At 71.0% G+C, this 26083-nt stretch carries 28 protein-coding genes; 12 read left to right on the top strand and 16 right to left on the bottom strand.

From position 1 onward, the window contains the following. Positions 1-30 precede the first annotated feature (30 nt). Positions 31-486: an Lrp/AsnC family transcriptional regulator gene (locus tag AB0M39_RS27315; protein WP_365368562.1), complete on the bottom strand. Its 456-nt coding sequence runs from the start codon at positions 484-486 to the stop codon at positions 31-33. Between the two features lie 133 nt (positions 487-619). On the opposite strand from AB0M39_RS27315, the gene AB0M39_RS27310 reads away from it, so the two are divergent. After that, a complete protein-coding gene (locus AB0M39_RS27310) occupies positions 620-754 on the top strand; it encodes a hypothetical protein (protein ID WP_365368579.1) in 135 nt (44 codons plus the stop codon). A gap of 95 nt (positions 755-849) precedes the next feature. Here AB0M39_RS27310 and AB0M39_RS27305 read toward each other — a convergent pair whose 3' ends face one another. Continuing rightward, a complete protein-coding gene (locus AB0M39_RS27305) occupies positions 850-1527 on the bottom strand; it encodes a UbiX family flavin prenyltransferase (protein WP_365368561.1) in 678 nt (225 codons plus the stop codon). Positions 1528-1619: 92 nt separating this feature from the next. Between AB0M39_RS27305 and AB0M39_RS27300 the strand changes: the two genes are divergently transcribed. After that, positions 1620-2225, top strand: coding sequence for a rhomboid family intramembrane serine protease (locus tag AB0M39_RS27300; RefSeq protein WP_365368560.1), 606 nt, complete (start codon positions 1620-1622; stop codon positions 2223-2225). Between the two features lie 40 nt (positions 2226-2265). Here the strand turns inward: AB0M39_RS27300 and mqnP are convergent, their stop codons facing one another. Genes mqnP through AB0M39_RS27285 form a run of 3 tightly spaced genes read right to left on the bottom strand, consistent with a single transcriptional unit; the run spans position 2266 to position 5143 of the window. Beyond that, the gene (mqnP, locus tag AB0M39_RS27295; protein WP_365368559.1) at positions 2266-3186 is read right to left on the bottom strand and encodes a menaquinone biosynthesis prenyltransferase MqnP; all 921 of its coding nucleotides are present in this window, start codon (positions 3184-3186) and stop codon (positions 2266-2268) included. Further along, positions 3186-3695, bottom strand: a complete 510-nt coding sequence (locus tag AB0M39_RS27290) for a hypothetical protein (protein ID WP_365368558.1) — start codon at positions 3693-3695, stop codon at positions 3186-3188. The genes mqnP and AB0M39_RS27290 overlap by 1 nt, the downstream gene beginning before the upstream one ends. Further along, positions 3692-5143, bottom strand: coding sequence for a menaquinone biosynthesis decarboxylase (locus AB0M39_RS27285; protein WP_365368557.1), 1452 nt, complete (start codon positions 5141-5143; stop codon positions 3692-3694). The genes AB0M39_RS27290 and AB0M39_RS27285 overlap by 4 nt, the downstream gene beginning before the upstream one ends. 166 nt (positions 5144-5309) lie before the next feature. On the opposite strand from AB0M39_RS27285, the gene AB0M39_RS27280 reads away from it, so the two are divergent. After that, positions 5310-5690: a PLD nuclease N-terminal domain-containing protein gene (locus AB0M39_RS27280; protein ID WP_365368556.1), complete on the top strand. Its 381-nt coding sequence runs from the start codon at positions 5310-5312 to the stop codon at positions 5688-5690. Positions 5691-5790: 100 nt separating this feature from the next. After that, positions 5791-6750, top strand: a complete 960-nt coding sequence (locus AB0M39_RS27275; protein WP_365368578.1) for a LysR family transcriptional regulator — start codon at positions 5791-5793, stop codon at positions 6748-6750. Here AB0M39_RS27275 and AB0M39_RS27270 read toward each other — a convergent pair. After that, positions 6686-7624: a DMT family transporter gene (locus tag AB0M39_RS27270; protein WP_365368555.1), complete on the bottom strand. Its 939-nt coding sequence runs from the start codon at positions 7622-7624 to the stop codon at positions 6686-6688. The two genes, AB0M39_RS27275 and AB0M39_RS27270, sit on opposite strands and share 65 nt — an antisense overlap. A 278-nt stretch (positions 7625-7902) precedes the next feature. On the opposite strand from AB0M39_RS27270, the gene AB0M39_RS27265 reads away from it, so the two are divergent. The 4 genes from AB0M39_RS27265 (at position 7903) to AB0M39_RS27250 (ending at position 12954) form a co-directional block, all read left to right on the top strand. Beyond that, positions 7903-8325 (top strand): nucleoside deaminase, encoded by a 423-nt coding sequence (locus AB0M39_RS27265; RefSeq protein WP_365368577.1) that lies wholly within the window; start codon positions 7903-7905, stop codon positions 8323-8325. Then, positions 8318-9304, top strand: coding sequence for a 2-oxoglutarate and iron-dependent oxygenase domain-containing protein (locus tag AB0M39_RS27260; protein WP_365368554.1), 987 nt, complete (start codon positions 8318-8320; stop codon positions 9302-9304). Before AB0M39_RS27265 ends, AB0M39_RS27260 begins: the two co-directional genes overlap by 8 nt. A gap of 72 nt (positions 9305-9376) precedes the next feature. After that, on the top strand, positions 9377-11428 hold the full coding sequence (locus AB0M39_RS27255) for a hypothetical protein (protein ID WP_365368553.1): 2052 nt from the start codon (positions 9377-9379) through the stop codon (positions 11426-11428). Next, positions 11425-12954, top strand: coding sequence for a hypothetical protein (locus AB0M39_RS27250; protein ID WP_365368552.1), 1530 nt, complete (start codon positions 11425-11427; stop codon positions 12952-12954). Before AB0M39_RS27255 ends, AB0M39_RS27250 begins: the two co-directional genes overlap by 4 nt. Positions 12955-12970: 16 nt before the next feature. Here AB0M39_RS27250 and AB0M39_RS27245 read toward each other — a convergent pair whose 3' ends face one another. The 8 genes from AB0M39_RS27245 to hemL form a co-directional block, all read right to left on the bottom strand. Then, entirely contained in the window at positions 12971-13480 is a 510-nt protein-coding gene (locus AB0M39_RS27245) for an SRPBCC domain-containing protein (protein ID WP_365368551.1), read from the bottom strand. A 56-nt stretch (positions 13481-13536) separates the two neighbouring features. Further along, positions 13537-14613, bottom strand: coding sequence for a c-type cytochrome biogenesis protein CcsB (ccsB, locus tag AB0M39_RS27240; RefSeq protein ID WP_365368550.1), 1077 nt, complete (start codon positions 14611-14613; stop codon positions 13537-13539). Continuing rightward, positions 14610-16322 carry a cytochrome c biogenesis protein ResB gene (locus AB0M39_RS27235; RefSeq protein WP_365368549.1) on the bottom strand — a complete coding sequence of 571 codons (1713 nt, stop codon included), beginning with the start codon at positions 16320-16322 and terminating at the stop codon, positions 14610-14612. Before AB0M39_RS27235 ends, ccsB begins: the two co-directional genes overlap by 4 nt. Positions 16323-16327: 5 nt before the next feature. Continuing rightward, complete coding sequence (locus AB0M39_RS27230; RefSeq protein ID WP_365368576.1) at positions 16328-17116, bottom strand: cytochrome c biogenesis protein CcdA; 789 nt, start codon at positions 17114-17116, stop codon at positions 16328-16330. A gap of 76 nt (positions 17117-17192) precedes the next feature. After that, positions 17193-17792 carry a TlpA disulfide reductase family protein gene (locus AB0M39_RS27225; protein ID WP_365368548.1) on the bottom strand — a complete coding sequence of 200 codons (600 nt, stop codon included), beginning with the start codon at positions 17790-17792 and terminating at the stop codon, positions 17193-17195. Positions 17793-17859: 67 nt separating this feature from the next. Further along, the gene (locus tag AB0M39_RS27220; RefSeq protein ID WP_365368547.1) at positions 17860-19110 is read right to left on the bottom strand and encodes a hypothetical protein; all 1251 of its coding nucleotides are present in this window, start codon (positions 19108-19110) and stop codon (positions 17860-17862) included. Between the two features lie 371 nt (positions 19111-19481). Then, a complete protein-coding gene (locus tag AB0M39_RS27215; RefSeq protein WP_365368546.1) occupies positions 19482-20171 on the bottom strand; it encodes a histidine phosphatase family protein in 690 nt (229 codons plus the stop codon). Beyond that, positions 20168-21475 (bottom strand): glutamate-1-semialdehyde 2,1-aminomutase, encoded by a 1308-nt coding sequence (gene hemL, locus AB0M39_RS27210; RefSeq protein WP_365368575.1) that lies wholly within the window; start codon positions 21473-21475, stop codon positions 20168-20170. The genes AB0M39_RS27215 and hemL overlap by 4 nt, the downstream gene beginning before the upstream one ends. Positions 21476-21747: 272 nt before the next feature. Between hemL and AB0M39_RS27205 the strand changes: the two genes are divergently transcribed. Continuing rightward, positions 21748-22338, top strand: a complete 591-nt coding sequence (locus AB0M39_RS27205) for a hypothetical protein (RefSeq protein WP_365368545.1) — start codon at positions 21748-21750, stop codon at positions 22336-22338. A gap of 696 nt (positions 22339-23034) precedes the next feature. Next, a complete protein-coding gene (locus AB0M39_RS27200; protein WP_365368544.1) occupies positions 23035-23313 on the top strand; it encodes a hypothetical protein in 279 nt (92 codons plus the stop codon). Positions 23314-23367: 54 nt separating this feature from the next. Here AB0M39_RS27200 and AB0M39_RS27195 read toward each other — a convergent pair whose 3' ends face one another. Next, positions 23368-23955 carry a TIGR03086 family metal-binding protein gene (locus AB0M39_RS27195; RefSeq protein ID WP_365368542.1) on the bottom strand — a complete coding sequence of 196 codons (588 nt, stop codon included), beginning with the start codon at positions 23953-23955 and terminating at the stop codon, positions 23368-23370. 125 nt (positions 23956-24080) lie between these two features. Here AB0M39_RS27195 and AB0M39_RS27190 point away from each other — a divergent pair, with 125 nt between their 5' ends. Together AB0M39_RS27190 and AB0M39_RS27185 are read left to right on the top strand one after the other, a co-directional pair. Beyond that, positions 24081-24896 (top strand): helix-turn-helix transcriptional regulator, encoded by an 816-nt coding sequence (locus AB0M39_RS27190; RefSeq protein WP_365368541.1) that lies wholly within the window; start codon positions 24081-24083, stop codon positions 24894-24896. A gap of 94 nt (positions 24897-24990) precedes the next feature. After that, positions 24991-25518, top strand: coding sequence for a GNAT family N-acetyltransferase (locus tag AB0M39_RS27185; RefSeq protein WP_365368539.1), 528 nt, complete (start codon positions 24991-24993; stop codon positions 25516-25518). A 61-nt stretch (positions 25519-25579) separates the two neighbouring features. Here the strand turns inward: AB0M39_RS27185 and AB0M39_RS27180 are convergent, their stop codons facing one another. Further along, positions 25580-26014, bottom strand: a complete 435-nt coding sequence (locus AB0M39_RS27180) for a GNAT family N-acetyltransferase (protein WP_365368538.1) — start codon at positions 26012-26014, stop codon at positions 25580-25582. Between the last annotated feature and the right edge of the window lie 69 nt (positions 26015-26083).

The following is a 26083-nucleotide window of genomic DNA, read 5'->3' as shown; positions in this document are numbered from 1 at the left end:
CAGCCGGTGGGAGGCCCAGGGCGCTCCGTGTCACGACTCCTCGGGCAGATCCCCCACACGGTTCTCCCACTTGGTGGAGAGCACGATCGTCGTCCGTGTACGGGAGACGCCGCGCGTGCCGGAGAGCCGTCGGATGGTCTTCTCCAGACCGTCCACGTCGCTCGCCCGCACCTTGAGCATGTACGAGTCGTCGCCCGCGATGAACCAGCAGTCCTCGATCTCGGCGAGGTCCTTCAGCCGGCGCGCCACGTCCTCGTGGTCGGCCGCGTCGGAGAGGGAGATGCCGATCAGCGCCGTGACGCCGAGGCCGAGCGAGGCGGAGTCGACGGTGGCGCGGTAGCCGGTGATGACTCCCGCGGCCTCGAGCCGGTTGATGCGGTCGGTGACGGAGGGCCCGGAGAGCCCTACGAGCCGGCCGAGCTCGGCGTACGACGCCCTGCCGTTCTCTCTGAGGGCCTGGATGAGCTGCCTGTCCACCGCGTCCATATGCCTGGACCCTTCCATTGTTCAGCGATCACGCAAGTTTACGTATAGAATCTAAGGCATGCAGGGCTAAAGCCCTGTGAATCTTTCACACGATCAATGACGATCCTTCGAAACGTTCAGGAGTGAGCTCCCCGTGTACACGATCGAGATGGCCCACGCCCATATGCGACAGCTTCAGGAGCTGGCCAACCGCTCGCGTGCCCATCAGCCCGCAGCCGCGCACCGGCTCGACCAGACCCGCGCCCCGCGGACCGCCAAGAAGCGCTGACCGCACCCTTCGCACGACCGGCACGAGACGCGCCCTTCGCACGACCGGCACGACTGGCACGAGACGCACCCTTCGCACGGCCGGCACAGGACGCCTCAGTCACCCCGAGAGCCACCGAGCTCTCCCTCCCATCGGCGGTACAGCCGATGCGGCACCTCCGCCGCGTCGAGCACCCGCCCCGCGACGAAGTCCACCAGATCCTGGATGTGCGTCGCGCCCGCGTAGAACGCAGGGGAGGCGGGCAGCACCACGGCGCCCGCCTCGTCCAGCGCCACCAGAGCCTTGAGGGTCTGCCCGCTCAGCGGGGTCTCCCGCACCGCGACGACCAGCTTGCGCCGCTCTTTCAGCGTCACGCTCGCCGCCCGCTGGAGCAGATCCTTCGAGAGTCCCAGCGCCACCCCGGCCACGCACGCCGTCGACGCGGGGACGATCAACATCCCCTTCACGGGGTACGACCCAGAGGACGGTCCGGCCGCCAGATCGCCCGCGCTCCAGTTGCGCACGCCGTCCAGCTCCAGGCCCGGATACGTGTCGGGCTTCCCGTCCGCCCCGCGCGCCAGCCACTGGGCGAGGTCCTCGCGCCAGTGCGCGTCGCGGAAGGCGATGCCGGTCTCGTCCAGGAGGGTGAGCCGCGAGGCGCGGCTGACCACCAGATCGACGCTCTCCCCCGCGGCGAGCAGTCCCCTCAGAACGGCGGCGGCGTACGGGGTCCCCGACGCCCCGGACACCCCGACCACCCAGGGACGACGCTGCTGTTCCTCTGCCTGCTCCACGCCGACGAGCCTATCCGGCCCGCCCCCGGTGGAACTGAGTAAGGTGACCCGAACGTTTCCGGGGGGAGGCGTACGGACCGCAGGGGGACCCGATGACCGATCCGCGAACGGGAGAGTGGCGCTCGGCCGACCGGGCCAAGACAGCCGCCGTGATCATGCTGGTCTGGGCAGCCGCCCTCTGGGCGATCGAGGCCGTCGACTTCGCGAGCGGCCACGCGCTCGACGCGTACGGCATCGTCGCCCGCGACCCGGACAGCCTCGGCGGGATCCTCGCCGCGCCGTTCCTGCACTTCGGCTTCGGGCACGTCGCGTCCAACACCGTCCCGCTGCTGGTCTTCGGCTTCGTCGCCGCCCTCGGCGGCATCCGCCGCTTCCTCGCCGTCTGCGCGCTGATAGCCGTCGCCGACGGCATCGGCGTCTGGCTGATCTCGCCGTCGGACACGATCACCGCGGGCGCGTCCGGACTGGTCTTCGGCCTCTTCGGCTATCTCGTGGTCCGCGGCTTCGTGGAGCGCAGGCTCCTCGGCGTCGCCGTCGGGCTGACGATCGCCGCGGTCTGGGGCGGCTCGATCCTGGTCGGCCTCTCCCCCGCCGACGCGACGGTCAGCTGGCAGGGCCACCTCGTCGGCCTGGTGGCGGGCGTGGTCGCGGCCTTCGTCTTCCGCCCCGCCCGCCGCAGCCCGGCCCTCGCTCCCTGACGCACCCCGTGCGCCACGGGACGCCTCACACCGGCATGCCTCACACCGTCAGACCGCGCACCAGCAGGTCGAGCAGCGCACAGACGAAGAGCGACATCCCGATGAAGCCGTTCGTGGTGAAGAACGCCCGGTTCAGTCGGGACAGGTCGTGCGGCGTCACGATGGTGTGCTCGTAGCAGAACGCCGCGATCACGATCACCAGGCCGATCCAGAAGAACAGCCCCGCGTCCGTCGCCAGCGCGTACCAGACCAGCAGACCCGTCGTCACGACCGCCGAGCCCCGCGCGCCCCACAGCGCCGCCGGGACGCCGAAGCGGGCCGGCACCGACATGACTCCCTCGGCGCGGTCCGCCTGCACGTCCTGGCAGGCGAAGATCAGGTCGAAGCCGCCGATCCAGACGCCGACCGCGAGCCCGAGGATCACCGCGTCCCAGGACCAGGTCCCGGTGATCGCGAGCCATGCGCCGACCGGGCCCATCGCCTGGGCGAGGCCGAGGATGGCGTGCGGGAAGTTGGTGAACCGCTTGCCGTACGGATAGACCACCATCGGGATCACGGCGATCGGCGCGAGCGCCAGGCACAGCGGGTTGAGCGCGGCGGCGGCGCCGAGGAAGACGACGACGGCGATGCCCGCGCCGGTCCACGCGGAGCGCACCGACACGGCCCCGGTCACCAGCTCGCGGCCGGCCGTGCGCGGATTGCGGGCGTCGATCTCGCGGTCGATGATCCGGTTGCAGGCCATCGCGAAGGTCCGCAGCCCCACCATGGCGACGGTGACGAGCAGCAGCTTGACCCAGTGGATGTTCCGGTCGAGCTGGAACATCGCGGTGAGGGAGGCGATATAGGCGAAGGGCAGCGCGAAGACCGAGTGCTCGATCATCACGAGCCTCAGGAACGCCTTCACCCTGCCCGAGGCCTGCGGCGCCGGGCCCGGGCCGACCACGCCGTCGGCTGCGGTCATCACGCCAGACTCCGGCGGAACTCGGCGACGTGGTCGCGCAACTCCGCGACCGGGAGCGTGCCGAGCTCCACCCGCAGCGGGCCGCTCTCCGCCTCCGTGGCGCCTCCGGCCGGCGGAACGACCCGCGCGGTCAGGGACACTCGGTCGTCGCCGGCGTGGACGACGGCGACGACGAGGACGCCGTCGTCGGCCAGCTCCAGCTCGGCGTCCCCGGACCCGGACAGCGCCGCCAGCAGCGCGTCCGCGAAGTCCGCGGCCTCGCCGTCGGCGAGCTCCGGCAGCTCGAAGCCGCGACCCTCGCCGTCGGTGCGGTCGGCCACCACCTGCCAGACGCCCAGCTCCCCGGCGAACTCCTGCGGGGTGACGCCGGCCTGCTCGGCCGCGAGCCGCAGTGCCGGGTCGTCGACGTCGAGGTCGGGACGGAGCAGCGCCACACAGGGCGTGTCGGCGCCGAGGAACAGGGCGGGACCGCCCTCCGTCGCCGAACCGCCCTCCATCGTCGGACTCACAGCCCGTACTCCTTCCAGCGGCGGTCCACCAGGGCCGCCGTATCCGGGTCGGACTCGACCATGTCCGGCCAGCCGCCGTCGCGCGTGTACCCCTCCTCGGGGAGCTTCCTCGTCGCGTCGATGCCCGCCTTGCCGCCCCAGAACTGCTGGTACGAGGAGTGGTCCAGATGGTCCACCGGGCCCTCGACGACGGTGAGGTCGCGGGCGTAGTCGGTGTTGCCGAGCGCGCGCCAGGAGACCTCGTGCAGGTCGTGGACGTCGCAGTCGGCGTCGACGACCACGATCAGCTTGGTCAGCGACATCATGTGCGCGCCCCAGATCGCGTGCATGACCTTCTGCGCGTGCTTGGGGTACTTCTTGTCGATCGAGACGATCGCGCAGTTGTGGAAGCCGCCCGACTCGGGCAGGTGGTAGTCCACGATGTCCGGGATGATGATCTTGAGCAGCGGCAGGAAGAAACGCTCCGTCGCGCGTCCCAGCGGCCCGTCCTCCGTCGGCGGGCGGCCCACCACGATCGACTGGAGCAGCGGACGCCTGCGCATGGTCACGCAGTCGATGGTCAGCGCGGGGAACGGCTCCTGCGGGGTGTAGAAGCCGGTGTGGTCGCCGAAGGGGCCCTCCGGCAGCGTCTCGCCGGGCTCCAGCCAGCCCTCCAGCACCACCTCGGCGTTCGCCGGGACCTGGAGCGGGACGGTCTTGCAGTCGACCATCTCGATCCGCTTGCCCTGGACGAAGCCCGCGAAGAGGTACTCGTCGATGTCGCCGGGCAGCGGCGCGGTCGACGCGTACGTCACGGCGGGCGGGCAGCCGAAGGCGATGGCCACCGGCAGCCGCTCGCCGCGCTTGGCGGCGACCTGGTAGTGGTTGCGGCTGTCCTTGTGGATCTGCCAGTGCATGCCGATGGTGCGCCGGTCGTGGCGCTGGAGGCGGTAGAGGCCGAGGTTGCGCACGCCCGTCTCGGGGTGCTTGGTGTGCGTGAGCCCCAGGTTGAAGAAGGAGCCGCCGTCCTTGGGCCAGGTGAACAGCGCGGGCAGCTGGTCCAGATCGACGTCGTCGCCGGTCAGGACCACCTCCTGGACGGGCGCGTCCTTCACCTTCTTGGGCGGCACATGGACCATCGAGCCGAGCTTGCCGAACGCCTCGCGCACCCCGACGAAGCCCTGCGGCAGCTCCGGCTTGAGCAGCCCGCCGATCTTGTCGCTGATCTCGGAGTAGGACTTCAGGCCGAGCGCCTTGAGGAGCCGGCGGTCGGTGCCGAAGACGTTCATGGCGAGCGGCATGGAGGATCCGCGCACGTTCTCGAAGAGAAGCGCCGGCCCGCCCGCCTTGTTCACCCGGTCGACGATCTCCCCGACCTCCAGATACGGGTCGACCTCGGCCTTGATGCGCTTGAGGTCTCCCTCGCGCTCCAGTGCCCGGAGCAGGGAGCGAAGATCGTCGTAAGCCATGCGACCCAGTATCGCTGAGGACCGCCCGCGCGCTGCGCCCCGCCCCTCCCCCGTGCGCGGGTCGGGGCTCGTCCCCGGACCCGGCCGAGCGGCCACCCACTACCCTGGATCCGTCACCGGGGGCCGTATCCAGCCCCGCCGCCGCTTGAGGGGGACCCGCTCCACGATGCTCAGGTACTTGCCCTTCATCCTGATGCTGGCGTTGACGATCTACGCCTTCATCGACTGCCTCAACACGCCGGAGGAAGAGGTCAAGCACCTGCCCAAGGTGGTCTGGGTGCTCATCATTCTCATCTTCACCATCGTCGGACCGATCGTCTGGCTGGCCGCTGGCCGTCAGCGCACCGCGCGGCCGGGCGGCTCGGGCGGGCGGGGCGGCTCGGGAGGCTGGCGGAGCTCGGGGGGCTCGCGCGGCTGGGTCGCGCCCGACGACAACCCCGAGTTCCTCAAGTCCCTGCGCGACGAGGCCCAGCGCGAGAAGGACAAGAAGGACAGCCCGGCCCCCGAGGGCAAGGACGGCGACGAGCCCGAGAACCCGAAGCCCTGAGGACGCACGCGGAAGCCGTGAGTCCTGAGTCCTTGAGTCCTGAGGCGGGACTCCTTGAGTCCTTGAGCCCTGCGGAGAAGCGCGGGAAGGAGAGCGCGTGATGGAGCTGCGTCTGCTGGTGACGTTCGAGAAGGTCGCCACGGTCCTGAGCTTCACCCAGGCCGCCGCCGAGCTGAAGTACGCGCAGTCGAGCGTGACCAGCCAGATCCGCTCGCTGGAGTCCTCGCTCGGCGCGGAGCTGTTCGACCGGCTCGGCAGCCGCATCCGGCTGACGGAGGCGGGCGAGCGGCTGCTGCCGTACGCCCGCCGGATCATCGAGCTCGCCGACGAGGCCCAGCGCGCGGTCCAGGGCGCCGACGAGCCCGCCGGGACGATCAACGTCGGCACGATGGAGTCGCTCACCTCCTACCGGCTGCCCGCGCTGCTGGAGCTCTTCCACCACCGCTACCCCAAGGTGCGGCTGTCGCTCCGCCCCACGCTGGGCGACGAGACCCGGCAGGCGCTGCGCCAGGGCGTGTACGACATCGGCTTCCTGATGGAGCGCGACACCGAGCACGCGGGCCTGGAGACCGAGGTGCTGACGGCCGAGCCGCTGGTGCTGGTCTGCGCGCCGACGCATCCGCTGGCCGAGCGGGCCGGCGCCGGTCGTACGGCCGGAGGCGCCGCGACGTCCGTCGCGGCCAGGCTGGAGACGGCCGACCTGGCGGACGTGCAGCTCGTGGGCACCGAGCCCGGCTGCCCCTACCGCGACCTGTTCGAGGACGAGTTGCGCGAGCGTAACGGCGCTCCCCCGCCCTTCATGGAGTTCGGCACGATCGAGGCGACCAAGCGCGGGGTGGCGGGCGGCCTCGGCGTCGCGCTGCTGCCGCGCATGACGGTGCGCGAGGAGCTGGCGTCGGGGACGCTCCTCGCGCTGCCGTGGGCGCCGCCGTTCCAGCTGTACACGCAGGTCGCGTGGCGTCAGGGCAAGCGGCTGCCCGCTCATGTGCGGCTGTTCATCGACGAGACGGTTCGGCTGGTGCGGGAGCAGGAGTCGGACCGCTGGCCGTCGGACCGCTGAGCACGGGACTGGCCGGCTTCGCCAGGCTCACCTTCAGGCTGGCGAGGACGATCAGCGGGACGCCGAGCGCCTGGACGAGCCCGATGTGGTGGCCGTACACCGCCCAGTCGGCGACCATCGCGACGGCCGGATAGGTGAAGGCGAGCACGGCGATCTTCGCGGTGGGCAGCTTCTGGTACGCGGCGTACATCAGGACGTACATCAGCCCGGTGTGGATCAGGCCGAGGCCGACCAGCCACGCCCAGCCGGCGCCCAGCCCGCTCGCGGCGGCGAAGTCGGCGAAGGGCAGCAGCAGCGGGATGCCGACGAGCACCTGGACCAGGGCGACGAGATGCGGCCGCACCCCGGTCACCCGCTTGGTGATCACGGTGGATATCGCGTAGAAGAGCGCGGCGAGCAGCGCGAGTCCCAGGCCCGAGAGCGATCCCGCGTCGCCGGGGCGCACGCCGGAGACGAGGATCAGACCGGCGAACGCGACCACGAGCCAGGCGATCTTGGCGCCGGTCAGCCGCTCCTTGAACAGGAGCGCGCCGAGCAGCACCACGTAGAACGGCTGTGTGTGGTAGACGACGGTGGCCAGGGAGATCGAGGTGGCCTCGTACGCCTCGAACAGGAACGCCCAGTTGAAGACGATGAAGACCCCGCCCAGCGCGGCCATCCCGAGCTTCTTCGGGGTGAACCCGTGGTTCTTGAAGAAGCCTCGGGCGGCCGCGTAGGCGCCCAGGGCCAGCGCCCCGAAGACGCAGCGGAAGAACACGACGTTGAAGGCCGACGCGCCGGACTCGACGACGAAGACGCCGAGCGTGCCGGAGAGCACCATGGCGAGGGTGAGTTCGAGGGCGCCCTTGTTCTCCAGGGACTTGTCGCTTGTCATGCGGACGACGCTACGGACGGACGGCGGGCCCGGTCCACGAGCCAGTGGGGCGTCCTGCCGATGGGGCCATCGGCGTGACCGATGGCGGGCGCGCCGCGCAGGAGAGGAGTCTCGTGAACAGCACAGAGGACCCAAAGGACCCAGAGGACACAGAGACCCCAGCGAGCACGGAGAGCCCACCGAGCACGGGGAGCCCGGAGAGCCCACCGAGCACGGGGAGCACCGGGAGCAGCACCGGGACCGCACAGCACGCCGACCGAGAGACGTACGCCGAATGGCTGGCGACGGCCGTCGAGGAGGCGCGCGCCGGTCTGGCCGAGGGCGGGATCCCGATCGGCGCCGCGCTGTACGGCCCGGACGGGACGCTGCTGGGGCGCGGGCGCAACCGGCGCGTGCAGGACGGCGACCCGTCGGCGCACGCGGAGACCGCGGCCTTCCGCGCGGCCGGGCGCCGGCGCTCGTACCGGGGTACGACCATGGTGACGACCCTCTCGCCGTGCTGGTACTGCAGCGGGCTGGTCCGCCAGTTCGGGATCTCCCGGGTCGTGGTCGGCGAGGCCGCCTCCTTCCACGGCGGGCACGACTGGCTGGCCGGCCTCGGCGTGGAGATCGTGGTGCTGGACGACGCCGAGTGCGTCGCCCTGATGCGTGACTTCGTCGAGGAGAGCCCCGAGCTGTGGAACGAGGACATCGGTGACTGAGACCGCCGCCCCCAGGATTCCCACCGTCGATCTGCGCCCCTGGCTCTCGGGGGACCCCGCCGCCCGCGCGCGGACCGCCGAGACCGTCGACCGCGCTCTTCAGTCCGCCGGGTTCCTGCTGGTCGCCGGGCACGGCGTGGACCCGGGGCTGCGCCGGCGCATCCGGTCGGCGGCCCAGGAGTTCTTCCAGCTGCCCGACGCCGCGAAGAAGCCGTATGCCGTGCGGGTCGGCGGGCGCGGCTGGCTGGGGCCCGGCGCGGAGGCCAACTCCTATGCGGAGGGCGTCGAGAGCCCGCCGGATCTCAAGGAGTCGCTGTCGTTCGCCGCCGAGGAGCCCACCGGCGACGCGGCCGTGGACGCCGAGTGGTTCCTGCCCAACGTCTGGCCGGCCGAGGCGCCGGCGCTGCGGCCCGCGGTTCAGGCCTACCTCGCGCAGATGCGGCGGCTCTCGGACGTGCTCCTGGAGCTGCTGGGCGCGGCCCTCGGCGAGTCCGAGGACTTCTTCACCCAGCACACCGGGCACCCGACCTGGGGCTTCAACGTGAACTGGTACCCGAGCAGGGAGCGGCTCGGCGCGCCGGAGCCGGGCCAGTTCCGCATCGGCCCGCACACCGACTTCGGCACCGTCACCGTGCTCGACCGGCAGGCCGGCAAGGGCGGGCTCCAGGTCTTCACCGACGAGGGCGGCTGGGAGGACGCGCCGTACGACCCCGACGCCTTCACGGTCAACATCGGCGATCTGATGGCGCGTTGGACCGGCGACCGCTGGCGCTCGGGCCGCCACCGGGTGCTGCCGCCGCCCGCGGACGCCCCCGCGGAGGAGCTGATCTCGCTGGTCTACTTCTACGAGTGCGACCCGGGCACCTCGGTCGCCTCCCTGCCCGCGCCCACCGGACGGACGGCCTACGGACCGGTGGACTCGCACGCGTATCTACGCGCGAAACTCGACGCCATCTCGATGCCGGAAAACTCCGCGTAATCGCGCGAACACGCAATATCATGGTCGGAATTCAGCTGCCCCCCGGCGCTAGATGACCGACCGGGAGTCTCTTTGAGGGACCAACTCTCCGCGAGAAGCGACCTGCTCGCGCAGCTCACCTCCCATCTCACCGGCGTCGACGTGGCAGGGCTGCGTCGCCGTCCCTACTGCAAGGCGCTGCCCCCGCCCGTGGTCGCCGTCGTCGGCGGCCGCGGGACCGGCAAGACCCATGGCTTCCAGCAGTTACGGGACAGCTGCGGCACGACCACGCTGGTCGCCTACCTGGACTGCGCGGACGAGTCGCTGCGCACCCTGGCCGCCGAGTCGCCCGAGTCGCGCTCCACGGTCACCGAGGCCCTGCGCGAGCTCGGCATCGGCTTCACCGGCACGGGCCCCTCGCACCAGCCGACCCTGCGCACCACCCGGCTCTTCGCCGGCCTGGTCGCCGCCGCCTCCAGCACCTGGAACGCCGACCAGGACGAGCAGATCGCGGCGGAGCTGCGCCGGCTGGAGCTGATCTCGCCCGAGCAGAGCAACTGGGCGGCGTCGGTGCAGCAGTGGGTCGCCAAGCTCATGGCGGCGTACGCCTCGCTGCCGGTGTCGCTCACGCCCGTGCAGAAGTTCGTCGAGGTCTCGGTGGAGGTGCTGATCCAGGAGCTGTTCCAGCGCTCCACCCGCAAGGCGGTCGACTGGTACGGCGCGTATCCGGGGGCGCAGGGCAGCGCCCAGCGCGGACTGACCCTGCTGGGGCAGCACTTCCGGCTCGGCGGCGACCAGCGGCTGCGCGCGGAGTACTTCCTCGGGCAGGCGCTGCGGGCCGACCTGGACGAGGCGTACCGCACCTTCGGCGGCTGGCTGCTGCGCACCGGCCGTCCGCTGATGCTGCTCGACAACGCCCATGACGCGCTGGGCGAGCGGCTGCTGCGCGATCTGCTCGCGTACCGCGCCGAGGGGCGCTCGGACCGGGTGGTGGTGTACGCGGCGTTCCGGCGCGGCGGCGGCCAGGTGCTGCGCGAGGGGCGGCGCCTGGCGTCGCTGAGCGCCGCGGTGGGGCTGGCCGCGCGGAAGAAGGACGAGCTGTGCGAGGGGCCGCTGGTCGTGGTCCCCTATCCGCCGCTGCCGCCCGCGGCGCCGGAGACCTCGGACGGGCTGCTGAGCCATGTGGACCCGGACGCGATGCTGCCGCCGGGGCTGCCGAGGGCGCTGTACCGGTTCACGGGCGGCCGGCCGCTGGTCATGACGCGGATGACGCAGGCGATCGACGAGCTGCGCGCCGAACAGCAGCCGTCGCTGCCGGAGCTGACGCTGCGCTCGCTGCTCAGCCACCGCTCCACGGGGCCGCAGCCCGGCCCCACGGTCGCCGAGTCGCTGCGCGAGGCGCTGGTCCCCGAGGAGTCCGGGGAGCTGCTGATGCTGCTGTCGGCCGCCGCCGACCAGCGGGCCGCCGCGCTGCTGATCCCGCAGTCCGCCTCCGTCGACGCGGCCGACCTGCGCCAGGTCATGGACGACGACGGCTGGCCGCGCTGCTCGCTGCACTTCGTCGGGGACCACTGCCTGCGGACGCTGCTGCTGCACCGGCTGTACCACCTGGACGCCAACCACTCGTCCTGGCTGGCCGCCCACTCCCGGCTCGTGACGCACTACGCCTCGGGCCGGCCGGGCACGATGGCCTCCGGCGTCGTGCGCCCCTCCTTCAGCCATCAGTACCACCACGATCTGGCGCTCGGCCGGACCGACCGGGCGGTCGCGTATCTCGCGGCCACCATCGGCCGCGCCGACACCGCCGACTGGCTCGCGGACCTGCTGCACATCTCCTCCGCCCCCAGCTTCGAGGCGCTCGCCGAACGGCGGGCCCGCGCCTTCGCGGGCGGGCGCGGCGAGCTGGAGCAGCGCGTGGAGCGGCTGGTGAACGCGACCTGGCTCGCCCAGGACTGGCTGGAGCTGCCGGAGGCGCGCGTGGAGAGCGCCGTCCACGGCGCGCTGTACGCGCTGCGCGACGACGTCGCCGACAGCTCCGTACTGACCGACGCCGCCGCGAGCTGGGCGGACCGCATCCGGGGAGGGCGTCCGCTGCGGGAGTGCGACTGCTCCCGCCGGACCTCGGCTACAGGAGTGAGCGAGTGATCCGCACCAAGCTCTTCAAGATTCTCGTCGGCGTCGGCGTGCTGGCGCTGATCGCCGCGGGGGCGGTCTTCCTGCCGAGGTTCTTCGACCGCTCCTGCGCCGCCGGCGTCGAGCGGCCCGACGGCAGCGACGAGTGCATCGGGGTGACGGCCGAGGGCTACGACTTCAAGGTGAAGGAGATCAGCAAGGTCAGCAAGGCCATCGCCGCCGAGAACGAGGAGGTGGATCGTTCCCTCTCCAAGGAGAACGAGACGGCGGAGGGCCCCGAGCACGTCGCCGTCTCCATCGCCGTGATGATGCCCTTCACCTCGACGGCGCCCGAGCAGCTGATCAAGATGCGGCACGAGCTGCAGGGCATCTACGTCCAGCAGCGGCAGGCGAACCGCGTCGACGGCGTGCAGCCGAAGGTCAAGCTGCTGCTGGCCAACACCGGCGATCACAACGACCACTGGGAGACGACGGTCGACCAGCTGGTCTCCATGGTCGAGGGGCCCGAGCGGCTGCGCGCCGTCACCGGCATCGCCACCAGCAGCGAGCAGAACAAGCTGGCCGTCGGCCGGCTCGCCGAGCACGGCATCCCGATGGTCGGCTCCACCATCACGGCCGACGACTTCGCCGACGTCCCCGGTCTGGCCCGGGTGTCCCCGACCAACGGAGACGAGGCACGGGCGCTGGTCGCCCATACGAAGAACGACTTCGGCGACGCGCTGCTGGTCCACGACACGCGCCCCTCCGACCGGTTCGCGCAGACCCTGCGCAAGGCGTTCGAGGCTCAGCTGCCCGATCCGGAGCACGAGCCGAGGCAGTTCACCTCGCCCAAGGAACCGGACAACCCCGGCAATCTGGGCAATGTCTTCAACAGCATCGTCTCCTATATCTGCGACACCGATACCCGCACGATCCTCTTCGCGGGCCGCCACACCCCGTTGCGCGTCTTCATCGACCAGCTCAGCCAGGCCGGCTGCGGCGCGCCGGGCCGGTTCACCGTGCTCACCGGCGACGAGGCGTCCTATCTGCCCGCGGACCCGAAGCTGAACCGCCAGGCGCTCGCGGTCCGCAAGGACGAGAAGCAGCCCCGGGTGACCGTGAAGTACGCGGCGCTCGCCCACCCCGACGCCTGGAACGCGCAGGCCGGGCACGAGCTGCCGAAGACCGGCGGCTCGGCGGCCGCCTACCAGCGGCTGGCCGACGGGATAGCGGAGGTGCGGGACGACATCGGCCCGAACGCGCTCCAGGACGGCCAGACGATCATCGGCTACGACGCCATGGCCACGGCGGTCCAGGGCGTGCGCGCGGCGGCCGGCACATCGGGCAAGCCGCCCGCCCCCGCCGACATCACCGCCCAGTGGCCGCATCTGACGGGCTCCCTGCGGGTGAACGGCGCCAGCGGCTGGATCTGTCTCGACAACCGCGGCAACCCGCGGAACAAGGCCGTGCCGATAGTGCGACTGCCGGCCGACGGGAACCCGGTCTTCGAGCAGTTCGCCTGGCCGGAGCAGAAGCCCCCGAGCAAGGACTGCGTCTGACGGCGCCGACCGTCTTCTAGGCGTACTGCTCGCGCAGCTCCTGCCAGCGGGCGGGCGTCCACGTCGACCAGTCGGTCGTGGGCTGCCCGTCCAGCGCGTCCGCGAGGAGCTCGAAGTGCATGTGCCAGCCGGCCAGGGCGTCCAGGCGCTGCGGGTCCGTGCCCTGGAGCTCATGGGTGAAGCGCAGGGTCGTGCCGCCCTTGGCCGCGTGCTCCAGGTGGAAGCGGAGGCGGCCGTGCACGCTCACCGTGTACTCCACCACCCGTTCCATGTCCCAGGCGGTCACCTGGCCCTCGGCGACGGTCTGGCGGCCCTCGTCGTCGGCGTTGAGCCAGCGCAGCACGACGACGCCGCCGACCCTCGGCTCGAGGACGTCGGCGGCGGCCAGCCAGGTCGGCAGCCCCTCGGGGGTGGCGACGGCGGCCCAGACCCGTACGACGGGATGCGGCAGCGGCAGCTCGAACCGCAGCAGATGCACGCCGCCCTCCCGGGGCTCGCTGATGCCATGCGGGATCACGACGGTCATGGCACCAGCCTCGCTCCCGGGGGGTCCGGGCGCTACCTCAAGGGCTCCGTACGGCCTCAGACCCCGGCGTAGGAGTGCAGGCTGTTCACGAACATGTTCACGCCGTAGTAGTTCCACAGGAAGCACAGGAACGCGACGAGCGCGATGTACGCGGCCTTGCGGCCCTTCCAGCCGGCGGTGGCGCGGGCGTGGAGGTAGGCGGCGTAGGCGACCCAGGTGATGAACGACCAGACCTCCTTGGCGTCCCAGCCCCAGTAACGGCCCCACGCGTCGCCGGCCCAGATCGCGCCCGCGATGATCGTGAAGGTCCACAGCGGGAAGACGGCCGCGTTGACCCGGTAGGAGAACTTGTCGAGGCTCGCCGACGAGGGCAGCCGCTCCAGCACGGATGTGGCGAAGCGGCCGGGCTTGTCGCCGCGGGCGAGCTTGCTCTCGTACGCGTCCCGGAACAGGTACAGCACGGCGCCGACCGCGCCGAGGTAGAAGACCGCGCCGCAGAAGATGGCGGTGGAGACGTGGATCCACAGCCAGTACGAGTCGAGGGCGGGCACCAGCTGGTCGCTCTCGGTGTACAGCACGGTGACGGCGAAGCCGAGGTCCAGGAGAACCGTCGTGACCAGCGGCAGGCCGGCCCAGCGGACGTTCTTCTTGGCGAGCAGCAGCGCCAGGTACACGCCGACGACGACCGTCGAGAACGTGGTGGAGAACTCGTACATGTTGCCCCACGGCGCCCGCTGCACCGACAGGGCGCGGGCGATAACGCCCGCCGCCTCCAGCAGGAACGCCAGGGTGGTCAGGGAGACCGCGATCCGGCCGTACAGATCGCCCTTCTCGGTGCCGCCGTGCGCGCCGGGGCCGTCGGGGACCTCCGGGCCGCCGCCGGCGGAGCGGGTCACGACCTTCGGCCGCTCCAGCACCGCCGTCCCGCCGCCCGTCTTGACCTGGACCTTGGGGGCGGCGGGCGCGGCGGCGGGAGTGAGCGCCGCCGCGGTGCGGGCCACCTTGCTGCGGCTGCCGAAGAGCCACTCCGCCATGTGCGCGAAGAAGGCCAGGGTGTACACGGCCATCGACGAATAGACCAGCACATTGCTGATCTCCGCCAGGTTCTCGTTGGTTGCGGCGGCGAGAGTCACTTCTCAGCCCCTTCGGCAGACACATCGACGGGATCGACGAAATCGTCGGAATCGACTGGTTCAGGCGCGCTCGGCGCCTCGGAATGGAGCACGGCGGCCAGCTCGGCCAGCTCCTCGGGGAGCTTGGCCGACTCGCTGCGGCCCAGCCCCGCCATCTCGACGACGGTGACGCCGTCCTTCCCCCGTACCGCCCGGACCCAGACGCGGCGGCGCTGGATGAACAGCGAGCCGACGAGTCCGGCGATGGCGCCGATCGCGCCGGCGAGCGCCCAGCCGTCGCCGGGCTGCTGCGAGATCTTGAAGCTCGCCCACTCCTTCACTTCCTTCTCGAAGGTGATGGAGCCCGCGCCGTCGGGCAGCGTCAGCTTCTCGCCGGGCAGCAGCCGCCCCTTGAGGATCTCGTGCTTGTCGCCCTTGAACTGCTTCATCTTGCGCAGGTCGAGCTGGTACACGTTCTGCGGCAGGCCCGCGTCGACGCCGAGGCTGCCGTGGTAGCCGGTGACCGCCAGCACGGGGAACTCCAGGCCGGGGAACTGCGAGAACATATCGCCGTTGCCCGCGCCCGCGAACGTCGGCACGAAGAAGGCCTGGAAGCCCAGCTGCTCCTTCTTGCCCCTCTTGTCGCGGTAGCCGTCCATCACCTTGATCGCGCCGGTCGAGGTGATGTTGTTGTCGATCGGCAGCAGCGGCACCGCGCCGCTGAAGACGACCTCGCCCCGGCCGTCCCGGACGGTGACGACGGGCGCGTACCCGTGCGCCAGCAGATAGACCTTGGTGCCGTCGACCACGAGGGGCTTGTTCACCTCGATGACGGACTTCTGGTCCGGGCCGCGGCCCTTTGACCAGGTGACGCCCGCCTCGAAGGTGCGGGGCGTGCCGCGCTGGGGCCCGTCCTTCTGGTACGTGCCCCGGAAGTCGTCCAGCTTGAAGGAGAACGGCGTCAGCTCGTCCGTGCCGAACATCGAGCCGGACTTGAAGTCGTCGTACTGGGTGAGGGTGTTGGAGAAGCCGTCGCCCTCCATGACCAGCTTGCCGCCCTCCGACTTGAAGAGCTGGCCGGCGGCGAAGGCCAGCAGCATCACGATCAGCGCGATGTGGAAGAGCAGATTGCCGGCCTCGCGCAGATAGCCCTTCTCCGCGGCGACCGCGTCGCCGACGGTGTGGGCGCGGAAGCGGCGCCGCTTGAGCATCGCGAGCGCGGCCTCGCGGACCTGCTCGGGCTCGGCCTCGGTGCGCCAGGTCGCGTACGCGGGCAGCCGGGTGAGCCGTCCTGGCGCGCGCGGCGGACGGCCGCGGAGCTGGCCGACGAACTGCCAGCTGCGCGGCACGATGCAGCCGATGAGGGAGACGAACAGCAGGATGTAGATCGCCGAGAACCACACCGAGCTGTAGACGTCGAAGAACTGGAGCTTCTCGTAGAGCGGCGCGAGGGACTCGTGCCGCTCCTTGAAGGCCTGCACCTTCAGCTCGTCCACGCTGTTCTGCGGGATGAGCGAGCCGGGGATCGCGCCCAGGGAGAGCAGGAAGAGGAGGATCAGCGCGACCCGCATGGAGGTCAGCTGCCGCCAGAACCAGCGGATCCAGCCCACGACGGAGAGGGTGGGTCCGCCGAGGGGCTCCTCGCGGGGGGCGGTGGAGAGCTGGGCGCCGGCGGCGCCGAGCTCGGCCCCGTCCTTGCGCTCCTGCTCTTCGGTCTCTGTGTTGCTCATTAGAACTAGATCCCCACCGTGAAGCCGTTGGTCCAGACCTGCATCTCCTGCACCAGGCTGTCCCACGCCCCGGTCAGCAGCAGCAGACCGGTCGCGATCATCATGCCGCCGCCGATCCGCATCACCCAGGCGTAGTGGCGCTTGACCCAGCTGAAGGCGCCGAGCGCCTTGCGGAAGGCCACGGCCGCCAGGACGAAGGGCAGGCCCAGGCCGATGCAGTACGCGACCGTCAGTATGGCCCCCCGGCCGGCGCTCGCCTCGTTGGCGGCGAGGAACTGGATCGACGAGAGCGTCGGCCCGATGCACGGCGTCCAGCCGATGCCGAAGAGCGCGCCCAGCAGCGGGGCGCCCGTCAGCCCGGTCACCGGCCGCTTGTGGAGACGGAACTCCCGTTGGGTGAGCCAGGGCATCAGCCCCAGGAACAGGACGCCCATCAAGATCATCAATACGCCGAGGATCTTGGAGAGGATCTCCCTCTGGCCCTGGAGCGTGTGGCCGAAGTATCCGAAGAGCGCGCCGCCGGAGACGAACACGACGGTGAACCCGAGGACGAACAGCGAGGCGCCGGCGACCATCCGGCCCCGCCGGGCCTCGGCCAGATCGGTGCCGCTGACCCCGGTGACGTACGAGAGGTAGCCGGGAACGAGCGGCAGCACGCAGGGCGAGAAGAAGGAGACCAGGCCGCCGAGGACGGCGAGGGGCAGGGCGAGCAGCAGCGCTCCGCCGAGGACGGTGTCGTTCACGCCGGCTGCCGCGAGGTCGTGCGCCGCGCCGGACGCGGCGAGCGCGTCCAGAGGCGTGCCGGACGCGGCGAGCGAGTGCAGGGGCGTGCCGGACGCGCCGGCCGCCGCGGCGAGAGACTGCACAGGATCACTTCTCCGCGATCAACGGGTCGATGATCTTGCGGAGTTCCGCGGCGTCGAGCGCCTTGAGCGAGCGGGCCGCGATCTTCCCCTCGCGGTCGAGCACGATCGTGGAGGGGATGGCCTGCGGATTGAGGCTGCCGCGGGGGAAGCCGTTGACGATCAGCTTGCCCGCCGTGTCGTACAGGCTCGGATACTCGATTCCGTAGTCCTTCTCGAAGGCGAGCGCCGGGCCCTTGTTGGGGTCGCGGGTATTGATCCCGACGAACTCCACGCCCTTGTCCTTGGTCTCCTTGGCGACCTTGGAGAAATGCGGGGCCTCGGCGCGGCAGGGCGGGCACCATGATCCCCATACGTTCATCACGACGACCTTGCCCTTGAGGTCGGCGATGTCGAGATGCTTGCCGTCGAGGGTCTCGCCGGCGATCTCGTACGGCGCCGCGCGCTCCCCCTTGGCCGCGGTGGAGATGCCGCCGGTGTCGGTGACGAAGTTGGTGTCACCGCCGCCGCCGGACATTCCATTGCCTGAGCAGGCCGTCAGAGCGAGTGCTCCGGCGACGGCCAGGGCGGCCGGGAGGGCAGTGCGGGGGGCACGGCTAAGGCTCATGTGAAAAGTTTCGCATGGCCGTTCCAGGGATCTTCGACGCCCCCCTCGACGCCCGGATAGCCCCTTGTCAAGAGGCCTTAAAGAATGCGTTCCAGCCGCCGGCGGGCGCCTGGCCGACGCCGAGGGTGCGGAGCTTGGCGAGCACCTGCGGGTCCTGCACGTCGAGCCAGTCGCAGAACTGCCGGAAGGAGACCAGCCGTACGTCCTTCTTGCCGGCCATGCCCTTCACCGCGTCCTCGACGGCGTCCATGTAGATGCCGCCGTTCCACTGCTCGAAGTGGTTGCCTATGAAGAACGGCGCGCGATTGGTGTCGTACGCCCGCTGGAAGCCCTTGAGATACGCCTCGGTGGCCTGCTTCTTCCACCCGGGGTAGCGCTCGGGCATGCCCTTGGTCGAATTCTTCGACTGGTTGGCGAGGATGTTGTAGTCCATCGAGAGCACCTCGAAGGAGTGCCCGGGGAAAGGTATCTGCTGAAGCGGCAGGTTCCACATGCCGAGCTTCTTGTCGGGCCACTGCTGCAGGCCGCCGGGCGAGCTGGCGTCGTAGCGCCAGCCCAGCTTCTTGGCGGTGGGCAGCAGGTTCTCCTGGCCGAGCAGACAGGGGGTGCGGCCGCCGACGAGCTCCTTGCGGTAGTCGAAGGGCAGCGGCTCGACGTCCTTCCAGCCGCTGTTCGTACGCCACTGGGTGACGAAGGACACAGCCTGGTCGATCTCGTTCTGCCAGTCGGCGGAGGACCAGTTGCCCACCGAGCCGGAGCCGGCGCAGAAGTGCCCGTTGAAGTGGGTGCCTATCTCATGGCCGTCGAGCCACGCCTGGCGTACGTGCTTCAGCGTGTCCTTGATGTGGTCGTCGGTGAGATAGCCGATGTCGGAGGCGCCGATGCCGTTGTTGGGCGGACGGTAGAGGGTCTTCTTCGACTCGGGGAGCACATAGATCCCGGAGAGGAAGAAGGTCATCGCCGCGTCGTGGTTCTTCGCGAGTTCGAGGAATCGCGGGAACAGGCCGTTGCCGACCTCTCCCGCGCCGTCCCAGGAGAAGATCACGAATTGCGGCGGGGTCTGGCCCGGCTCGAGGGGAACGGGCTTGGACGGCTGGTTCGGCTGCTTTCCGGTGTCGGACGTGGAGCCGTCCCCGATGGCCCGGCCCTCGACCTTCCCGGAGCCGTCTCCGCCCTTGCCGTCTTTGCCGTTCTTGCCCCGGTCCGCTCCGGAGCCGCCGTCTCCGCCCTTGTCGGACGATCCGCAGCCGGCGACCGTCATCGCCGCCGCGGCTCCAAGTCCCGCTCCGAGCAGACTCCTTCGACTGATGTCGCGCATCTTCGTCCCCATCCGCGCTCTCGCTGGCCCAGAGAATCAGGACCACATCGGCATCGGGATAGATGCGGGCGGACCGGCGGGGGTTCCGAAAACAGGTTGCTTGTTCTCGCCACGAGCGTCTGACGGGCGCTCTGTTACCCGGTCAGGACGATTCGGTGACCGCGCCCGGACTTCGCCTGCGCGCACACAGGCGAAGTCCGGGTCGAGGCCTACGGCGAAGTCCAGCGCGCGGTCCTTCGCATACCGCGGCGCGGCGCACGAGCAGCGGCCCGGGAGCCGGCGGCCGGCCGACGGACCAGGCGCCAGCGGCCGGCCGGCGCCGGGCAGCGGACCAGGTGCGCCGAATCTCTCGCTGAGCGGCGAACGCCTTGCTAAGCGCCGAACGCCTTGCTCTTGCCCTTCACGGGCTTCGCCCCGGCGAGCAGATGCGCCGGAACGAGATCACGGGCCGGCTCGGAGTACCCGACCGAGACGATCTTGTCGCCCTGATAGGTGAAGGTGGTCAGCGAGGCCAGCGTGCACTGCCGCCGGCGCGGGTCGTGCCAGAGGCGGCGGCGCTCGACGAAGCTCCGCACGATCCAGATCGGCAGCTGATGGCTGACGCAGACCGCCTCGTGCCCACGGGCCGCATCGCGCGCCGCGCCCAGCGCGCCCATCATCCGTACGACCTGGTCGACGTAGGGCTCGCCCCAGGACGGGCGGAAGGGGTTGGTCAGATGCTTCCAGTTGCCCGGCTTGCGCAGCGCGCCGTCGCCGACGCCGAAGGTCTTGCCCTCGAAGACGTTGCCCGCCTCGATCAGCCGCTCGTCGGTGTCGAGGGTCAGGCTGTGGCTCTTGGCGATCGGCGTCGCGGTCTCCTGGGCGCGCTCCAGCGGGGAGGCGACGACATGGGTGACGTCGCGCTCCGCGAGATGCTCGGCGACCCGGTCGGCCATCTGCCGGCCCAGCTCGGACAGGTGGTAGCCGGAGCGACGGCCGTAGAGCACGCCGTCGGGGTTCTCGACCTCTCCGTGCCGCACCAGATGGACGACGGTGATCTCGTTGTCGATCGAGGTGCTCATGCGGCGGCCTCCGCGGCGGCGCGGGCGGCGGCGGGCAGGGCGGCGGCGATCCGCTCGATCGCCCGCTCGTCGTGGGCGGTGGAGACGAACCAGGACTCGAAGGCGGACGGCGGCAGGTACACGCCGTCGGCGAGCATCGAGTGGAAGAAGGCGTTGAAGCGGAACGCCTCCTGGTTCTTCGCGTCCTCGTAGTCGCGCACGTCCTGCGCGGTGAAGAAGACGGAGAACATGTTGCTCGCGGTCTGCAGCCGGTGCGCGACGCCCTCCTTGGCGAGCGCGTCGGCGACCAGGCCCTGGATCTGCCGGGACACCGCGTCGACCTTCTCGTACGCGGCGTCGTCGAGCAGCCGCAGCTGCGCGAGGCCCGCGGCGGTCGCCACCGGGTTCCCGGAGAGGGTGCCCGCCTGGTAGACGGGGCCGGCCGGGGCGAGGTGCGCCATGACGTCGCCGCGCCCGCCGAAGGCCGCGGCCGGGAAGCCGCCGCCCATGACCTTGCCGAAGGTCAGCAGGTCGGGCTCGACGCCGTCGACGCCGTACCAGCCGGCCTTGGAGGTGCGGAAGCCGGTCATGACCTCGTCGGAGATGTACAGCGCGCCGTTCTCCGCGCAGGCCGCCTTCAGGCCCGCGTTGAACCCCGGCAGCGGCGGCACGACGCCCATGTTGCCCGGCGACGCCTCGGTGATCACACAGGCGATCTCGCCGGGGTGCGCGCGGAAGGCCTCGTGTACGGCCTCGATGTCGTTGTACGGCAGGACGATCGTGTCGCCGGCCTGCGCGCCGGTCACGCCCGGGGTGTCGGGCAGCCCGAAGGTCGCGACGCCCGAGCCGGCGGCGGCCAGCAGCGCGTCGACGTGGCCGTGGTAGCAGCCGGCGAACTTCACGACCTTCGCCCGGCCGGTGAACCCGCGGGCCAGCCGGATCGCGGACATGGTCGCCTCGGTGCCGCTGGAGACGAGCCGGACCTGCTCGACGGGCGCGACCCTGGCCACGATCTCCTCGGCGAGCGCGACCTCGCCCTCGCCGGGCGTGCCGAAGGACGTGCCGCGCGCGACGGCGGCCTGCACGGCCTCGATGACGGCCGGGTGGGAGTGGCCGAGGATCATCGGCCCCCACGAGCAGACGAGGTCGACGTACTCGCGCCCGTCGGCGTCGGTGAGATACGGGCCGGCGCCGGACACCATGAACCTGGGCGTGCCGCCCACGGCCCGGAAGGCCCGTACGGGAGAGTTCACGCCGCCGGGCGTCACGACGGAGGCCCGGTCGAAAAGCGCCTGCGAAACTGGGGCTTCGTATGAATACGACACTTTGGTCCTGATCTGCGAATCGGGGTCGGGGCAGCCGGGGCAGAAGATCTCGGCCACCGGTGAGCGGGGCGGGCTGTCTCCTCGTATTACGAAAGGGCGTCAGCGCCCTGGCGTCTGCGAAACTAAGGCGTCATAGGGAAGGCTCACGGAATCCATGTTGTCAGAGGCTCCGACGTTCTCGCGGACTGGTGTTTCATAGCCGGTTCGTGGGGGAGGTCACTGTCACGATGATCGGGTTGCGCGGCGGGGGCTGCGAGTGGTCGGGTGGAGATATGCATCGCGGTGGCGGACTGGGCGAGGGGACCGACGACCTGGGTCCTGAGCCTGCCCGGCGGGGAAGACACCGGCGAGGCGGCGACGCGGACGCGAGGAACCTGCGACGCGGAGACGCGGACGGGGACGAGCCCATGGGCAGGAGCGGCCGAGTGGGGGTGACCTACAAGTACTTCGGCGCGCCCGACGGGGCCACGGCCGCCCGAGTGCCGATCTCGATGCGCCCGGAGGAGCTGGGCGGCGACGAGCTCGGCATGGGCGGCATGTTCACCAAGATCAAGCCGGAGACGATAGCGGCGATGGTGCTCACGGGCATCCAGGGCATGCCGCTGAACAAGGTCCCGCCGCTGGAGCTGGTGGTGCTGCACCCGGACTACGCGGTGGTGAAGCTCCCGATGACGGTGGTGGACCCGCTGCGCGGCATCGGCGAGGAATCGGTGGGCGCGGCGGCCTTCATCTGGTCGACGGTCCCGGACCGGGGCGGGCCGAGGGACGCGTTCAACGTGTACCAGCTGCTGCACGAATGGCAAGATTTCAGCCATCGTCTCCACGAGGCGGGCCACCAGCCGTACTGCTTGGTGTGGCCGTGAGGTGACGAGGGGCGCGGTGCCCTGGCGGGGCTGCTGGGTGCGCCTCGTGTGTACGGGGGCGGGGGCGGGCCTTGGTCGGCTGCTGGTTCGGGCCGGCCGGCGGCGGGGGTGATCCCACGGCATGCGGCTCCGCGCGTACGCGGGTGTGGTCCCCGTCGCGGTACGGGCGGACACGGCGAAGGCCCTGTGCTCCCCGCGCCTGCGGGGGCGGTCTTGGACGGCTCTCGGCACGGGGGCGTGTGGGATCTTGCCGCGCATCGGCACGCCGCTCCCCTGCCCGGACCACGGTGACGCCGACGCGCGTACACCCGCTCGCGGATCACGTGCGATCTCGGGTACGACGGCCCTCCCTGCGCGGCGGGGGTGGCCGCTGGGATGGCTGACCGCTCAGCCATCCAGACAACTGCTCCCCGCGTAGGCGGGGGTGATCCCTTCAGCCCCGTGCTGAGCGCCTCGGCCGGGATGTGCTCGCCGCGCCTGCGGGGGTGGCATCCCCCGACATCTGCTTTGTAAGAGCAGATGTCGGGGGCTCGGAGCACCGCCGAGCACCCTCCCCCTCGCCCCCGCGCCCATTCGCGCTCCTCCCTGGTGAAGCCGTGCGCGCGTCTTCACCTAGAAGCGGGGGCGGGACTAGTTTGGTGCCCGCGGCCCGGACCGTGGCGGCGTGGATGTTCCGCCGACGCACGGAGGCGCACCGTGAATCCCCTCTTAGTCATCACCCTCGTCGCCCTCATGGGCTTCGGATTCGTGGAGCCCGTCCTGTGGCTGGCCGCGGCCGTGCTCGTCTTCGCGCAGGTCCGCTATGGGCGTCGCGCGGACGGCAGTGCCGGGAGCCGGGGCGAGAGGGAGTACCGCGCCTACCGCGACCGGCGCGATGCGCAGGCCGTCTTCGAGCGGCGCTACCAGCGCGAGCGCCGGGGGTGGCTAAGCCGACAGGCGCGCAGGCAGGGCGGCCGACCAGGGGGCAGGGCGTGAGGACTAAGGGGCGTGAGGACTACGGGCACCAGCTCGGGTCCCCGCCCGTGAGGACTACGGGCGCCAGCTCGGGTCCCGACCCGTGAGGGCCAGCAGACGGTCGAAGTCCGAGGCGGACGCCGCGTCCGCGAGCGGGACCTCCTCGCCGAACGCCCCCATCTTGCGCGCCATAGGCGCCAGCTTCTCGAACGACCGCAGGACCTCGCCGACCGCGAGCGGCGCCGGGGCGAACTCCTGGCCGGTCGCGCGGGCCAGATCCCACGCGTGCACGGTCAGATCGCCCAGGGCCATCTCGCCGAGCGTCCTGGCCGGCATGCCCATGGACCCCGTCGTGCCCTCCTCGGCCCCGGGCGCCGACCATGCCGTGACCAGTGCGTCGGTCTCGGCGGCGAAGCGGGCGCGCCAGTCGCCGCCCTCGCCGATGTAGTCCGGGATGGCGGAGAAGTCGGTGTCCTGCTTGGCCGCCATGGCCTGGAAGTTGATCACCACCTGGATGAGGTGGTTCGTCAGGCCGCGCACGTCGTACTCCGCGCACGGCGTCGGATCGTCCAGCTGCCCGTCGCCGATGCCGCGCACCACCGGTACGGCGTGCTCCGCCGCCGCTTCGAGCAGCTCGCTGAGGGTGTGGCTGGTGTTCGTCATGCCTCGACCGTAGGCACAGGACGCCTCGGCGTCTTGAAGAAACGCGACAGCGCGGCCCGCCGGAGCACCGGCCGGCCAAGGCCGACCATGGCCGACCAGGCATTCCGGCGCATAGGATCCGGATCATGGCAGGCCCTCGTCGTGACACCAGGGGCATCGTCGACGCCCAGGAGCTCTTCGCGCGCGTCCGTTTCCGCCGCCGCGAGGCGGCCGCGCCGCTGCGTCCGTTCCTCGAGCACTACTGGCTCATCGACTGGGACCTGGCCGAGCCGTACGCCTCCCATGTCGTGCCGCACCCGTCCGTGAACGTGGTCTTCCAGCAGTACGGCGACGAGCCCGCGTGGGGCGAGGTCGCAGGCATCGGGCTCTCGCTGTTCACGCAGAAGCTGGAGGGGCGGGGGCGGGTGTGCGGGGTCCAGTTCCGGCCCGGGGGCTTCCGCCCGTTCGCCCCGGACCGGCCGGTCTCCGACTGGACCGGGCAGCGGCTGCCGGTCCAGGACGTCCTGCCCCGAGGGGCCGCCGCCGCGGCCCGCGTCCTGGAGCCGGACGCGGAGGACGACCGGGTCGCGGCGCTGGACGAGTTCCTGCTGGGGCTGGCGCCGGCGGCCGATCCGCAGGCCGTGCGCGCTATGGAGCTCGTCGACCTGGTGCGCACGGACCGTACGATCCGGCAGGTCGCCGAGCTCGCCGACGCCGAGGGCGTCTCGGCGCGCTCGCTGCAGCGCCTGTTCGCCGCGTACGTCGGCGTCGGACCGAAGTGGGTCATCCTGCGCTACCGCATCCACGAGGCGCTGGAGCGCGCGGAGGAGGGCGGCGGCGAGGTGGACTGGGCGGAGCTGGCGAACGAGCTCGGCTATAGCGATCAGGCGCACCTCGCACGGGACTTCACGGCGACGGTGGGCGTGCCGCCGACCGCGTACTCGCGGCCGTCGCCCCCGTGACGCCGGCCGGGTGACCCCGTGATGGCACCCGACTCGATGACGCCGCTCGTCCGGCCGCGTTCCGTTGTCAGACCCACGGCCTACAGTGCGTGACATGGAGTCCAAAGCATCCGCAGTACGCATCGAGCCCTGGTCCGAGGACGACTTCGAGCTCCTCCGCGCTTCGAACGCGCCGGAGCTGATGGCCCATCTGGGCGGCCCTGAGTCGGAGGAGCAGCTCATCACGCGCCACCAGCGCTATGTCGACCTGAGCGCCGACCGCACCGGGCGGGGGCGGATGTTCCGCATAGTCCTGGAGGAGACCGGCGAGGCCGCGGGCTCGGTCGGCTTCTGGGAGCAGACGTGGTCCGGCGAGCAGGTGTACGAGACGGGGTGGAGCGTCCTGCCCGGCTTCCAGAGGCGCGGCATCGCGACGTCCGGCACCCTCGCCGTCGTCGAGGCGGCGCGCGCGGAGCACAAGCACCGCTATCTGCACGCCTTCCCGTCCGTGGCGAACGGCCCGTCCAACACGGTGTGCAGGAAGGCGGGCTTCGAGCTGATGGGCGAGTGCGACTTCGAGTTCCCGGCCGGCAACCCTCTGCGGTCCAACGACTGGCGGCTGGACCTGCGCCCGGAGGCGTGACCCCGCCGCCTGCCCTGGGAGCGTCTTGAGCCGTCAGGTCTCAGGCCTCAATCGCCAGACCTCAGGCGTCGAGCGGCTTGTCGAAGTTGAACGCGACGACCGACATCCGCTCGCGGAAGTAGAAGCGGTGGGCCTCCGTGCGGTGCGTGCCCGAGTCCAGGTTGAGATGCAGACAGCCGGCCTCGCGGGCGCGCTCCTCGAGGTAGGCGAGGAGATGACGGCCGACCCCGGTGGAGCGCGCGCTCGCGGCGGTCACCAGGTCGTCCACGTACAGCTTCCGTATCTGGCTGGTGTTGTCGACGATGCGCCACCCGGCCGCGCCCACGCACTGGCCCTCGGGGGCGTACACGGCGGTGAAGCGCAGGCCCTGGCCGTACCCCTTCTCGTACACATCGCGGAAGGCGTCCTCGGTCAGATGCGGGCGCAGCTCGAGGAGGACGGGCAGCAGGTCGCTCACCAGTCGGGGGTCGCCCGGCTCCAGGTCAATGATCTTCATAAGGACACGGTAACCCAGCCCTCGACCGTCAACTAATGGATTAGGGTGACTCAACCATTAGTCGCGACG

Origin of the sequence: Streptomyces sp. NPDC051907 (assembly GCF_040681075.1) — a bacterium.
Taxonomy (GTDB): Bacteria; Actinomycetota; Actinomycetes; order Streptomycetales; family Streptomycetaceae; genus Streptomyces.
Note: the sequence above shows the minus strand (reverse complement) of the source record. Positions and strands in the feature narration are given on the sequence as shown.

Bases quoted from the DNA above. Each gene is read 5' to 3' on its own strand.
- AB0M39_RS27185 (WP_365368539.1), top strand. From the start codon at position 24,991: ATGGAGTCCAAAGCATCCGCAGTACGCATCGAGCCCTGGTCCGAGGAC.
- AB0M39_RS27225 (WP_365368548.1), bottom strand. From the start codon at position 17,792: ATGAGCCTTAGCCGTGCCCCCCGCACTGCCCTCCCGGCCGCCCTGGCC.
- AB0M39_RS27220 (WP_365368547.1), bottom strand. From the start codon at position 19,110: ATGCGCGACATCAGTCGAAGGAGTCTGCTCGGAGCGGGACTTGGAGCC.
- AB0M39_RS27275 (WP_365368578.1), top strand. From the start codon at position 5,791: ATGGAGCTGCGTCTGCTGGTGACGTTCGAGAAGGTCGCCACGGTCCTG.
- AB0M39_RS27195 (WP_365368542.1), bottom strand. From the start codon at position 23,955: ATGACGAACACCAGCCACACCCTCAGCGAGCTGCTCGAAGCGGCGGCG.
- AB0M39_RS27180 (WP_365368538.1), bottom strand. From the start codon at position 26,014: ATGAAGATCATTGACCTGGAGCCGGGCGACCCCCGACTGGTGAGCGAC.
- mqnP (WP_365368559.1), bottom strand. From the start codon at position 3,186: ATGACCGCAGCCGACGGCGTGGTCGGCCCGGGCCCGGCGCCGCAGGCC.
- AB0M39_RS27205 (WP_365368545.1), top strand. From the start codon at position 21,748: ATGCATCGCGGTGGCGGACTGGGCGAGGGGACCGACGACCTGGGTCCT.
- AB0M39_RS27285 (WP_365368557.1), bottom strand. From the start codon at position 5,143: ATGGCTTACGACGATCTTCGCTCCCTGCTCCGGGCACTGGAGCGCGAG.
- AB0M39_RS27215 (WP_365368546.1), bottom strand. From the start codon at position 20,171: ATGAGCACCTCGATCGACAACGAGATCACCGTCGTCCATCTGGTGCGG.
- AB0M39_RS27245 (WP_365368551.1), bottom strand. From the start codon at position 13,480: ATGACCGTCGTGATCCCGCATGGCATCAGCGAGCCCCGGGAGGGCGGC.
- AB0M39_RS27300 (WP_365368560.1), top strand. From the start codon at position 1,620: ATGACCGATCCGCGAACGGGAGAGTGGCGCTCGGCCGACCGGGCCAAG.
- AB0M39_RS27280 (WP_365368556.1), top strand. From the start codon at position 5,310: ATGCTCAGGTACTTGCCCTTCATCCTGATGCTGGCGTTGACGATCTAC.
- AB0M39_RS27190 (WP_365368541.1), top strand. From the start codon at position 24,081: ATGGCAGGCCCTCGTCGTGACACCAGGGGCATCGTCGACGCCCAGGAG.
- AB0M39_RS27315 (WP_365368562.1), bottom strand. From the start codon at position 486: ATGGACGCGGTGGACAGGCAGCTCATCCAGGCCCTCAGAGAGAACGGC.
- AB0M39_RS27235 (WP_365368549.1), bottom strand. From the start codon at position 16,322: ATGAGCAACACAGAGACCGAAGAGCAGGAGCGCAAGGACGGGGCCGAG.
- AB0M39_RS27270 (WP_365368555.1), bottom strand. From the start codon at position 7,624: ATGACAAGCGACAAGTCCCTGGAGAACAAGGGCGCCCTCGAACTCACC.